Genomic DNA, 12,146 nt, shown 5'->3' with positions numbered 1-12,146 from the left:
CCGGTAGTTTCGGGTTTAAGCGATCATTATCCTCTCTGCCATCTGCCTCCCTAATGCCAGTCGACCGCTGCCGACCTTGAGCAAAACCGGGCCACCCTCGTTTCTTAGCACTTCCACCAGGGCCCCTGGAAAGACTCCCATATCGGCCAACCGATTTCTCATGCAGTTACCGCCGTCGATCACCAACACCAGCCCCTTCGTTCCGGAAGGGCAGATCGACATGGATCGAGAGTTCTGCATCTTACGACACCTCCCAAAGGCGACAAAAAATTGGGGGAAGGGGAAGTCGAAAGACCTCCCCCCGGAGGATGAATTTCAGGCGAAAAGGCTCTGTTAGCCTTAACTAACGAGACTTTATCACCCTATCTTATAAAGGTCAAGTCCTCTTTCGCCAAGAAAAGAAGACTGACACCTTGTCTAGCCGTCTTAGACATGATAAGCTTTGTTAGCATAAACAAACTACAAGAAGGAGGCGCTTTATAGATGGCCACTATAAGTGTACTGTACGGTAGCACCACCGGAGCGACGAAAGCGGTCGCGGAGAAGATAGCCAAGGATCTGGGGGCGGACCTTTTCGACGTCGCGTCCGCCGGTGATGAGGCCTTCACCGGATATGACGTTATAATTCTAGGATCCTCCACCTGGGGGATGGGAGAACTACAGGACGATTGGAACGACTATCTTCCCAAGCTGGAACAGGCCGATCTGTCCGGCAAAAAGGTAGCTTTCTTCGGAACGGGAGATCAGGAGGGTTTCGGCGATACATTCGTGGATGCCCTGGGGCTTCTCCACGATGCCATCGCGGACAAAGGCATCCAGGTCATAGGTAAGCGCTCTACCGATGGCTATTCGGGAGGGGAGCTGGCAATAAGAGACGGAGAGTTCCTCGGACTGGCAATAGACGAGACGAATCAGCCGGAGCTTACAGAAGGAAGGATCGTCTCCTGGCTAGACCAACTTCGAACGGAAATGAGATAGCTAAGGCAAAATAACAAGTAACGATAAAATCGAAACAGAGAGGAGCCAAGGCTCCTCCCTGTTTTTTTTCGCATACTCCGGCAAATAGATTTAAACTGGGATCAGCTGTTTCGGTGAGGCCGATCTCTTGATCCTACCGAAACGGTATGGTATTATCGCCAAACAAAGTACGCATAGCTCGCAGAGGGGGAAATAACGTGGTCAAGATAGCCATGAGACAGATGGAGGATAACCAGACCGGGACCATCGCCAAGGTAAGGGCCGAGGGGGAGCTTGGCCGACGTATAAGGGATATGGGGCTTACTCCGGGAACGACTATTAGAATAATGGGAAGGGCTCCTCTCTACGACCCAGTGGCCATAAGGGTTGGCGACTTTACCTTGACCCTTAGAGACAGCGAGGCGGACTACATAGACGTGGAGGTGGAGGAAAGATGACCACCGTAGCCCTGGCGGGAAATCCGAACTCGGGAAAGACGACCCTCTTCAACGGTCTGACCGGAGCCAGACAACACGTCGGCAACTATCCGGGAGTGACGGTGGAACATAAAAGGGGGACCTACAATCACGACGGTATATCGGTGGAGGTCGAGGACCTTCCGGGGATATACTCTCTCTCCGCCTACTCCGCCGAGGAGGAGGTAGCCAGGGATTTCCTTATCCGACAGACGCCGGACGTGGTGATCGACATAGTCGACTCCTCCAATCTAGAGAGGAACCTGTACCTATCGGTCCAGCTGAAGGAGATGGGCCTCCCGGTATGCCTGGCATTGAACATGATGGACGTGGCAGAGTCGAGAGGAATGGAGATAGACACGGAAAAGCTCTCTTTCCTTATGAGGACACCGGTGGTCCCCATAGTCGCCAGAAAATCCGAGGGAATCCACGAGATGATGAATCGAGCCCTGGAGATAGCGGGGAAGGACCCGGGACCGTTTAAGATCTCCTATGGTCCCGATATCGACCCGATTCTGGACGAGATGGCCAGGGCTATAGACCAGGACCCTGTATTGGACGAGGCGATAAGGCCGAGATGGTCAGCTCTGAAGTATCTCGAAGGAGACGAAACGATAAAGAACTCCATAGCAAAGAGAGCTCCGGAGCTGGAGGCAAAGCTTAACGACATGGCGAAGGCCTTGGATTCCCATCTGAGATCCACTCTGGACACCTACGCGGAGGCCCTAATAGCGGACCATCGTTACGGATATATAAAATCGATCCTCCAGCAAGGCGTTCTGACATACAGAAAAGACAGAGAGGCCAAGAGCGTGTCCGACAGGATAGACGCCGTAGTGACCCACCGTTTCGTTGGCCCTATAGTGATGCTCGCCGTGCTGGCCACCCTATACCATGTAACCTTCTCCTACAGCGAGATTCCGGTAGGGTGGTTCGAGAGATTTTTCGGATGGATAGGATCTCTGGCGGAAGACTATATGTCTGAAGGACCGTTGAAATCGATGATAATGTCGGGAGTGATAGACGGGGTCGGAGGTGTTATGGGATTCGTTCCCCTCATATTCCTGATGTTTCTCGGGATATCCTTCCTGGAGGACACCGGATATCTGGCGAGGGTGGCCTTCATGCTGGACAGGGTCTTCAGGATTTTCGGCCTTCACGGCAGCTCTGTGATGCCTTTCATAATCTCAGGAGGCATCGCCGGAGGATGCGCCGTTCCGGGAGTCATGGCGGCCAGAACGATAAAATCTCCGAAGGAGAGGTTGGCTACTCTGCTGACGGCCCCTTTCATGAACTGCGGGGCGAAGCTACCGGTGTTCGCCCTGTTGATAGGAGTCTTCTTCCCTGAAGGGGAAACCCGAATGATGCTGCTGATAACGGCGATATCGTGGATAGGAGCCATGTTGGCCGCCAGGCTTCTCCGTTCGACGATCCTTCGAGGAGAGACGACCCCCTTCGTCATGGAGTTGCCGACCTACCGTTTCCCCACCTTTCAAGGGCTTCTGATACACACATGGGAGAGAACGTGGCAATATATAAAGAAAGCTGGCACCGTCATCTTGGGGATATCGATACTTCTATGGGCGATGATGACCTATCCCGGACTGGACGAAAGGGCTGCCGTGAAGTTCGATGACATGAGGGAGAGGGTCTCGGACGAACTTTCTCAGGAAAAACGGACCGAGATACTGGCAGAGATAGACGGAATGGAGGCCCAGGAGACACTGCGGCGTTCTTACGCCGGGCGAATCGGGACCGCTTTGGAGAAAGTAACCTCTTTGGCCGGATTCGACTGGAGGGACAATATCGCCCTTGTCGGAGGTTTCGCCGCCAAGGAGGTCGTGGTGTCGACACTTGGGACGGCTTATTCCCTAGGCGAGGTCGATCCGGAAGAAAGCGGCGGCTTGGCATCCATAATAGAGAAGTCTCCCGACTGGTCGCCTCTCAAGGCATTGGCGCTGATAATATTCACCATGTTCTACGCCCCATGCTTCGTCACTGTGGTCTGCATCGCCAGGGAGGCAGGCTCGTGGAAATGGGCGGCCTTCTCCATGATATTCAACACACTTTTGGCCTATCTGTTGGCGGTGGCGGTCTATCAGGGAGGGACGTTTATACAGTCCATAGGAGGGTAGATTATGGAAAAACTCGTAGTAGCCGTCATAGTGGCCTTCGCCGGATGGATCCTATTCAGGCGATTCAGATCGTTGATAAAAGGAGGAGACTGCGGATGTTCCGGGTGTTCCGGCTGCGGAACGTCCTCCAGCTGCAACGGCTGCGATATCCGAATTGAACCGGAAGAAGACGACAGAGAAAAGCCACAGGAATAGGCACCGAGAGATACATGCTATACTGATAACAAGAACCAGAACTAAAAAACATCGCAAAGGAAGGAAGGTGCTTTATGATGGAAAACAGGATTCCCTTGATAGGAGAGGCTATGCCGGAGCTTAAAGTGGTAACAACCAGAGGGGAGAAGACCATCCCCAACGATTACGCAGGGCAGTGGTTCGTGCTCTTCAGCCACCCGGCGGACTTCACCCCGGTCTGCACTACCGAATTCGTTGCTTTCCAGAAGAGATACGATAAATTCAAGGAGTTAAACTGCGAACTCATCGGAATGAGCATCGACCAGGTCTTCGCTCACATCAAGTGGGAACAGTGGATCGAGGAGAATCTGGATGTCGAGATCCAGTTTCCCATAATCGCCGACGACGGCACGGTCGGTAAACAGCTCGGCATGATACACCCCGGCAAGGGGTCCAATACCGTCAGGGCCGTATTCATAGTCGACCCAAACGGCATAATAAGGGCGATCCTCTACTACCCTCAGGAGCTCGGCAGGAACATGGACGAGGTGCTGCGCATGGTAAAGGCCCTTCAGATAAGCGAGAAGAACGGTGTTGCCATGCCCGCGAACTGGCCGGAAAACGAGATTATCGGGGATTCTGTGATCGTTCCTCCGGCGAGCGACGTTGAAAACGCGAAGAAGAGGCTGACCGAGTACGATAACTTCGACTGGTGGTTCTGCCACAAGAAACTCGATTAAGATCGTCTCGAAAAAACGGAAATCGGGAGAGGGTCCCTAAGAGGATCCTCTCTTTTTCACGTTGAACCCCCGGTCTTTCGCTGGTATAAATGAGAGATCAAACGTCAAAAGGAGATGGCGCCGTTGGACTGGAGAAAGACGATCCCGCAGGGATTGAAAGACACCACCACCGAGCTTTACGTCAACACAGTCGAAAAGAGAAGTTTCTCCGTAGACTGCGCCCTGGGATCTAGCCCTATAGGGGCTCCCTGCGGAGTCGTGTCCGCCTTCGGAAAGACTTTTGGAGAGGATCTTTCGTCTTACGTTCCTCCGTCAGAGAGGTTGACCGAGCCGATCTGCCGTTTCTGGAAAGGTCTGGTGTCTCCGGAGGAGCTGGTCTTCGCCAACGGGACGGACACCATCCTGGTGGTGCTGGCCAAGGCTCTGGGCTCCCCGGGAGGACGAATCTTGGGCATGGCTCCACAGTTCACCGACGCCCCGGTCCATTTTCAGCTTTCCGGATGCGACTTCAAAGCGGTGAATCTGAAGGGTCCCTCCTACGAGATAGATACATACCGGCTACTGGAGGCTCTGGACGATTCGATATCGCTGGTCTACATAGATCGTCCACACAACCCGACGGGGCAACTTATGTCCTTGGACGATCTGGAGAGGATAGTGATGGCCGCGGATAAAAGGGATGCCCTGGTGATAGTGGACGAGGCTTATGGAGATTTCGTCGACGAATCCACGTCCTGTCTGAACCTGAAACAGGACAACATCCTCTGTCTTCGCAGCTTTTCAAAGGGATGGGGAATGGCCGGCATAAGGGGAGGATACGGGGTATTTCGATCTCCCTTTGCAAGGGATCTCTATCTGAGGGTCAGCCCTCCCTTCACCGTGGACGCACTGGCTTTCGCAGCCATACCTATGGCACTGGACGAAGCCGGTGAGTTTCTACCGTCCATGAGACGAGAGGTCGCCAGGCTGAAGAGAAAGACCGTGGACACGATAACCGAGTCTCCCCGGTTCTCCGTGGCTAAGACCCATCCGTCGGTATCCATCATGATGGTGACCTACGACGACAGGGACGCAAATCTCTACGATATGCTGATGGAACATGGGATAAAGACCGCTCCCGGATCGGGTTTTCTAGGGATAGGAGACAATTCCGTAAGATTGAGGGTTCCCCCGGAAGAGCAATTCGAAGATTTCAGGACGAGATGGAGAGACATGGTCTCGTCCCTTCCCAGGTGATGTCGTGAGGTTAAGGGAGCGAAGCGCCGACTTAGTCATGTTCCTGGCGGTGCTCGCCACGTCTACGGGATCCATCTTCGCCAAAGCGGCAAACGCTCCGTCCTTGACAGTGGCCGCATACAGGGTCGGATTGGCCTCCCTAGTGTTGGTACCGACGGCCTTGCTGTTCCGAAGAGACGAGATAAGATCCCTGTCCTCCAGGGACTGGAAGGATACAGTTCTATCCGGAACGGCACTGGCGATTCATTTCGCCTCGTGGATATCGTCTCTGAGTTTCATCTCGGTGGCCAGCTGCGTGGTTCTGGTCAACACGGCACCTCTATGGGTGGCGATAATGGCACCTTTTCTGACCGGTGAAAGGATAAACGGAAAGACTGCCACCGCTATAGCCGTGGCTATATCCGGGGCCGTGATCATAGGCTGGGGGGATTTCTCCTCCGGCTCGGAGGGATGGAAGGGAGATCTTCTAGCCGTACTTGGAGCGATAACCATGGCCATCTACCTCCTGCTAGGAAGAAGGGTCCGGGAGAAGGTATCCCTGCTCTCCTACGTATCAGTATGCTACGGAACGGCAGCGGTCCTTCTGTGGGTCGTTGTTTTGATAGGGCCCTATAGAGCCTGGGGGTTTTCCTCCGGCACGTGGTGGGCATTCTGGGGGATGGCCATCATCCCCCAGCTGTTAGGTCACTCCGCCTATAACTGGGCTCTCAGGTGGGTGAGTCCTTCGGTAGTATCTGTGGTGTTGCTGGGCGAACCGGTCTGTTCGTCGGTGATGGCGTTGTTCTTGTTCGGCGAGCCCCTGGGGCTCAAGACTATAACCGGTGGATGTCTCATACTTATGGGGGTTCATATGGCCCAGAGGGCCAGAAGGGACAGAAGGGACCTTTAACCTCAGGACAGGAGGTCCATGGCGGCCCTGTAACCGACCTCCATGGCCTCCTCCGCCCGGAAAAACTCCATGAAACGAATATGACCGAGCCTCGGAGCGATCAGCAGCTCCGGAGAGTCCACCTTAAGCTTGTTCTCCGTTATGGAGCTCTCCATGATGTTTATGGAGGTAACCATAACGTCTATCAAACCCGGTCCCTTGGATTTTTTCTTCTTCTCCTCGTCGCTCATGATAGAGCTGATCTCGTCTATCAGAGAGTCCACCAGAGAGGGACCATCGCCTTTCCTGACCCTTTTTCTTCGAAGGCCACCGCCCGTTCTGTCTTCCTGTTTGCTTCCCACCACATAACGGTTGAGATCGACGGCTATTACGAACTCGGCCCCCAGGGATCTAACCACGTTTACCGGGACCGGGTCCACCAGACCTCCGTCCACCAACAGGGCCTCGTCGGTGACAAACGGCGTGAACACTCCCGGGACGGCTATGCTTGCCCTTACCGCGTCGATGACGTCCCCGGACGAAAGGACGACCTCGCTTCCGTCCCCGAGGTCGGTGGCCACCGCCGCGAAGGGAACGGACAGATCATCGAAGGATCTGTCGCCCAAGATCCCTCTTAGGAGTTCCGTAACCTTTCTGCCGTCGACCAAGCCTGAGTGGGGAAAGACCACGTCGAAATAAGACAGCAACTGCAACAGGTCCATCTTGAGAAGCAACTCCTCCAGATGGTCCATTCCTCCGGAAGCGTAGACGGCCCCTACCATGGCCCCTATACTGGTACCGGCGATACATCCCACGGGAATGGAATTCTCCTCCAGAGCGCGCAGTACCCCTATGTGAGCGCAGCCTCTGGCGGCCCCGCCTCCCAAAGCCAGCCCTATCTTAAGACCTTTCGATACGGCATCATGCAGATCTGCGGACAACCAAACCGCCCCTTTCCCTGAATATGGCAAGCAGATCGGCCAGAAGCGCCTGACCGGTCTCCTCTCTTCCAGCCCCCGGACCAACTATAGTGACGTCCTTCAGGTTGTCGGTCTCGTAGGTGATGGCGTTGGTGGCTCCCATAACTCCGGCCAGGGGGTGATCCAACGGGAGCTCCATAGGAGACACCGAGGCTACCACATCCCGCCCTCTTCGTTCGACCTGCGCTATAAGCTTTATCCGATTTCCTCTATCCAGGGCGGCAAGCACGTCGGATCGGGATATCTCCGATATTCCACGCCTTTCGACCTGGTCCAAGGATATGGGCTCTCCCATTATGACCGACGCTATTATCTGGGCTTTTACCGCCGCATCCCATCCGTCGACGTCGCCGGACGGATCGGTCTCGGCATATCCCCTATCCTGAGCTTCCGCGAGGGCATCCTCGTATCCCATGCCCTCCTCCATCCTGGTCAGGATGTAGTTGGTCGTACCGTTCACTATACCCTGAACCTTCACGACGTCGCAACCGGCCATGGCCTCCATCGCCAGGTTGATGGACGGGGTTCCGCTGAGAAGGGCTCCCTCGAAACGGTAAGCCACTCCATGTCTGGTGGCAAGATCGGTCAACTCAGGTAGAGCAACCGATACCGGCCCCTTGCTGGAGCTGACCACATGTTTCCCCGATTCTATAGCCCTTTTTATTATGGAGAGCCCCGGCTCCCCCGTAACTAGATCGGTAGGAGTGGTATCCACCACCACCGATATCTCGTCGCCTTTGAGGATCTCGTCGATAGTGGCGGGAAGGGCGGATACCCCGGACAGGTTTTCCAGGTCAGCCATGGAATCGAGAACGGCCTCCAGATCCAGTCCGGAGGGATCCCACAGGGTTCCCTTCGATCCGGTTACCACGGCCTTTACGACCGGGATTATGCCGTATCTGGTGGTCAGGAGATCCCTCTTTCTGATCAATATCCTGGCGAGCCCCTGGGCTACGTTTCCAAAACCGACCAAAGCTATTCCCAACTCCATGCTAATCCTCCTTTCTACGCCAAAAGTTCGGCGATCTGAACGGCGTTCAACGCCGCTCCCTTTCGTATGTTGTCCGAAGCGACCCAAAGATCCAGTCCGTTCTCCAGAGAGAGGCTCTCCCTTATCCTGCCCACATAGACCGGATCGGTTCCGGCTGCATCGGTGGCCAGAGGGTAGATCGAGGAGGACGGATCGTCCTTCAAAACTACTCCCGGGGCATCGGCCAGTATCGCTCGAGCCTCGGAGGGAGAGATTTTTCTCTCGAACTGGGCCGTTATGGAAAGAGAATGGCCTCTCATCACCGGGACCCTGGTGCAGGTGCAGTCGACCTTAAGTTCCGGAGCCCCCATTATCTTCCTGGATTCGTTGACCATCTTCCATTCTTCGTCGGTGTATCCCTGATCGTCGAAGCTTCCTACCTGAGGAACTGCGCCGAAAGCTATCCTGTGGGGGTAGACGGAGGCCCTTTCGTTCGCCCCCTCGACGTTCCCGTCGAGCACCATCCTGCTCTCGTCCTCCAGCTCCACCAGGGCCTTCCATCCCGATCCAGACACCGACTGCAACGTCGTGACTATCATCCTGCTTAATCCGGCCTCTTTATGGAGCGGGTATAGGGCCATCACCCCGTGTATGGTAGAACAGTTCGGATTGGCGATTATGCCCTTGGGACGGTCCTCCACGGCCTTTTTGTTTATTTCCGGGACGACCAAGGGAACCTGGGGATCCATGCGCCAGGCGGAGCTGTTGTCCACGACGACCGCGCCCCTCTCAGCTGCTACAGGAGCCCATTTTCTCGAAGCGTCTCCTCCGGCGGAGAAAATGGCCACGTCTACCCCGTCGAATCCCTCGGGTGATACCGCCTGCACTTCCCAATCCCGACCGTCAAATCTCACCTTTGTTCCGGCCGACCTAGGGGAAGAGAGCGGTCTGAAGTCATCCACCGGGAAGCATCGGGCCTCCAAGGTGGCGATCATCTCCTTGCCGACCAGTCCAGTCGCTCCCAAAACAGCTACGCGCATAGTACGAACCCTCCCTCTAAAAATCGTCCGTGAAGCGCACGGACCGTCTCTTTTCCATCGGAAGCCTTTACGACGCAGGTAACCGACATGGCCGAGGGCAGAAGCATCTCCACCTCGACCCCAATTTCTTCCAGAACCGACAATATCTGAGAGGACACCTCCGGATGGTTGGAAAGCCCGGCACCGATTATGGAAACTCTGGAAAGCCCATCCTCCCAACGCAGCCCCGAGACGTTCAGTTCACCGCAGATCCTTAGGGTTTCCTCAAGCCTGCTCCGCCTTAAAAGGAAGATAGCCCTGCCATCCTGAACGACCAGCTGAGCCACTATACCTCTTTCGGAGAGTCTGCGGGCAACGTTACACGGATCACAACAACCGTCGAAAGCGACCCTAGCTGCGTCGTCGTCCTGAGATACGGCTCTCACTGCGGCTTTTTCCTCTATGCAATCCCTCATGATCCAGGTCCCTTCCTTTCCCTCGTCGAAACTGGAGGCGACACACACGTTTATGCCGCTCCTTATAGCCATCTCCACGCTTCTCGCCTGAAGTACCTTGGCTCCAGCCACGGTCATCTCCAGACATTCGTCCCAGGAGAGGTTGTCCAGTTTGTAAGCTTTTTCCACGACCCTGGGATCGGCCGTGTATATTCCGTCCACGTCGGTGAATATGTAACAATTTTCGGCATTCAGTGCCGCCGCGAGGGCTATGGCGGAGAGATCCGACCCTCCCCGTCCCAGGGTTATGACGTCTCCGTCTTCGTCTATTCCCTGGAATCCAGCCACCACCGCAACCATGTTCCGGTCCAGACAGGAGACGACCCTGCGAGGATCCACGGCTTTGATACGACCCTCGCCATGGCGGCCGAAGGCCATAAAACCGGCCTGCGATCCGGAGAAGGATCTGTTCTCTATACCAAGGTTCCTCAAGGCCATGCTCAACAGGGCTATGGACTGCTGTTCCCCGGTAGCCAGAAGCTGATCCAGCTCCCTTGGACAGGGCCCGTCGGGAGCGACGGAACGAGCGAGCTCGAGCAACCTGTCGGTGGTATCTCCCATAGCCGACACGACTACCGCGACCTTGCAACCTCTTTCCAGAAATCCCGAAATCCTCTCCGAAACGGCCCTTATCTTCTCCGCCGAACAGACGGAACTTCCTCCGAATTTCAGTACGACCCGTTGGCCATCCCTTTCCATGACTAGTTCCCGTCCTAATCGTGCAGCAAAGGAGCCGCTATGAAGGCTAGCCCCCGTTCCGTCAGGGCCCTGGCAGTATGGTTAACGGCATCGTGCTTCGAGAGATAATCCCTCTCCAGCTTGTCCATCAGCCCCTTTTCGAGAATCTCTGCTTTGGATATGAAATAATCGGTTATCGAGGAGGGATCGGACAGTTTACCCTCTACCTCGGGATCGCCGCCTTCGTGCTTGGCCGATATGTTGGGGATCGACTCGGCCAGTTCCAGAAGATCGTCCCTTCGGCAGTAGGGCTGTCTCACTATATGTCTCCAAGGCTCGGTTATGTGGTGTTCTATCCTAACAGCTTCCTCGAGCCCCAAGGCCTTTCGGATTTCGGCCACCGCCTTGACGGTCTCGACATCGCATGAATTGGAGAGGTTCAATCCTACCAGGGGGGTCGAACCGTCCTCTCTGGAGAGGAGCCTGGCCATCATGAGGGTCCATAGGACGGAAGCGGGGTTGTCGTTGCCCATGAACACGGATATCTTGAACTCTATATCGACTCCCAGGCGATGAAGAAGGCATCCCAGGAGGACTGTTCCGGGGTTTACGTTGAGCACCTGTTTCACCCCGTATTCGGTGTAGTAATGCAGAAACTCGTCTATCCATCGATAACAGTGGTCGTTCGGCTGACCTATTCCGCCGAAATACCCCGTTATGGTTTCGGGGCCGCCGAGATGTACGTTGGATCCGTCGGTCCCTCTGGTATCCAGAGACTCGACGAGGCTGGCACCCATGATCTTCATTGAAGCGGCCACGGCCAATAGATCGCCGTCGTCTTCTACCTGCTCGGCCATGTTCCTGACCCTGATGAACCTGCCCGGCATGAGTTCCTTTCGGGATATGGCCCTTTCGGCCTCTGCTATGAGCCATGGAAAGAACTGGAGCGCGCTTATCTCGAGCGTAACGGCGCGACTGGAATCGAAGGAGACATCTTTACCCTCCAAGATCGAGTTACGGTAGTCTCTAACCGAGACGAAGTCTCCAGAGTTTCGTCTTTCCTCTAACCATCTGACGTCTTTCAGATAGGGGGAGTCCTCTTCCTCGAGACGTTTCATCAGATTATCCAGTTTTCCCGCCTCTTCTGCCTTTTCGTTGATTTCCTCCGGAGTTCCGTAGGAAGACATCACATCCATGAGCCTGGACGCCACGGGGTTGGAGGGATCGGACAGATAGTGCAGGGCTCCGTCGTTATCGAAACAGAGACGTTCTCTCAATGAAATCACACTCCTGACTTTCTCGTTGGATGAGGATACAAAAAAACCGAGTCCACCTATTCTAGGCAGACCCGGTCAGAATGAGCTTTCTGGTGCGTACGTGCAGCTACGCGCCGACTCC

The 12,146-nt window shown here is 55.1% G+C and carries 13 protein-coding genes; 7 read left to right on the top strand and 6 right to left on the bottom strand.

The genetic code is table 11. The features are described from left to right. Positions 1-15: 15 nt before the first annotated feature. Positions 16-240, bottom strand: a complete 225-nt coding sequence (locus DPEP_RS07460; RefSeq protein ID WP_005660952.1) for a FeoA family protein — start codon at positions 238-240, stop codon at positions 16-18. A 243-nt stretch (positions 241-483) separates the two neighbouring features. On the opposite strand from DPEP_RS07460, the gene DPEP_RS07455 reads away from it, so the two are divergent. The 7 genes from DPEP_RS07455 to DPEP_RS07425 all read left to right on the top strand — a co-directional run bounded on the left by DPEP_RS07455 (position 484) and on the right by DPEP_RS07425 (position 6,607). Continuing rightward, complete coding sequence (locus DPEP_RS07455; protein ID WP_005660950.1) at positions 484-978, top strand: flavodoxin; 495 nt, start codon at positions 484-486, stop codon at positions 976-978. A 197-nt stretch (positions 979-1,175) separates the two neighbouring features. Further along, complete coding sequence (locus DPEP_RS07450; RefSeq protein ID WP_005660947.1) at positions 1,176-1,415, top strand: FeoA family protein; 240 nt, start codon at positions 1,176-1,178, stop codon at positions 1,413-1,415. Further along, complete coding sequence (gene feoB, locus DPEP_RS07445) at positions 1,412-3,568, top strand: ferrous iron transport protein B (protein ID WP_005660945.1); 2,157 nt, start codon at positions 1,412-1,414, stop codon at positions 3,566-3,568. Before DPEP_RS07450 ends, feoB begins: the two co-directional genes overlap by 4 nt. A 3-nt stretch (positions 3,569-3,571) precedes the next feature. Continuing rightward, positions 3,572-3,763 carry a hypothetical protein gene (locus tag DPEP_RS13445; protein ID WP_005660944.1) on the top strand — a complete coding sequence of 64 codons (192 nt, stop codon included), beginning with the start codon at positions 3,572-3,574 and terminating at the stop codon, positions 3,761-3,763. A 74-nt stretch (positions 3,764-3,837) separates the two neighbouring features. Next, positions 3,838-4,482, top strand: coding sequence for a peroxiredoxin (locus tag DPEP_RS07435; protein ID WP_005660942.1), 645 nt, complete (start codon positions 3,838-3,840; stop codon positions 4,480-4,482). A 123-nt stretch (positions 4,483-4,605) separates the two neighbouring features. Further along, a complete protein-coding gene (locus tag DPEP_RS07430; protein WP_005660940.1) occupies positions 4,606-5,718 on the top strand; it encodes an aminotransferase class I/II-fold pyridoxal phosphate-dependent enzyme in 1,113 nt (370 codons plus the stop codon). A gap of 4 nt (positions 5,719-5,722) precedes the next feature. Continuing rightward, the gene (locus DPEP_RS07425) at positions 5,723-6,607 is read left to right on the top strand and encodes a DMT family transporter (protein WP_005660938.1); all 885 of its coding nucleotides are present in this window, start codon (positions 5,723-5,725) and stop codon (positions 6,605-6,607) included. A gap of 2 nt (positions 6,608-6,609) precedes the next feature. Here the strand turns inward: DPEP_RS07425 and DPEP_RS07420 are convergent, their stop codons facing one another. Genes DPEP_RS07420 through DPEP_RS07400 form a run of 5 tightly spaced genes read right to left on the bottom strand, consistent with a single transcriptional unit; the run spans position 6,610 to position 12,034 of the window. Then, positions 6,610-7,527 (bottom strand): patatin-like phospholipase family protein, encoded by a 918-nt coding sequence (locus tag DPEP_RS07420; RefSeq protein ID WP_005660936.1) that lies wholly within the window; start codon positions 7,525-7,527, stop codon positions 6,610-6,612. Continuing rightward, positions 7,508-8,557, bottom strand: coding sequence for a homoserine dehydrogenase (locus DPEP_RS07415; RefSeq protein WP_005660934.1), 1,050 nt, complete (start codon positions 8,555-8,557; stop codon positions 7,508-7,510). The genes DPEP_RS07420 and DPEP_RS07415 overlap by 20 nt, the downstream gene beginning before the upstream one ends. A 14-nt stretch (positions 8,558-8,571) precedes the next feature. Then, positions 8,572-9,576, bottom strand: coding sequence for an aspartate-semialdehyde dehydrogenase (locus tag DPEP_RS07410; protein ID WP_005660933.1), 1,005 nt, complete (start codon positions 9,574-9,576; stop codon positions 8,572-8,574). Then, complete coding sequence (locus tag DPEP_RS07405; RefSeq protein WP_005660932.1) at positions 9,567-10,769, bottom strand: aspartate kinase; 1,203 nt, start codon at positions 10,767-10,769, stop codon at positions 9,567-9,569. Before DPEP_RS07405 ends, DPEP_RS07410 begins: the two co-directional genes overlap by 10 nt. Before the next feature lie 14 nt (positions 10,770-10,783). Further along, the gene (locus DPEP_RS07400; protein WP_420805903.1) at positions 10,784-12,034 is read right to left on the bottom strand and encodes a hypothetical protein; all 1,251 of its coding nucleotides are present in this window, start codon (positions 12,032-12,034) and stop codon (positions 10,784-10,786) included. Positions 12,035-12,146 lie beyond the last annotated feature (112 nt).

The sequence above is a fragment of the Dethiosulfovibrio peptidovorans DSM 11002 genome (genome assembly GCF_000172975.1).
Lineage (GTDB): Bacteria > Synergistota > Synergistia > Synergistales > Dethiosulfovibrionaceae > Dethiosulfovibrio > Dethiosulfovibrio peptidovorans.
Note: the sequence above shows the minus strand (reverse complement) of the source record. Positions and strands in the feature narration are given on the sequence as shown.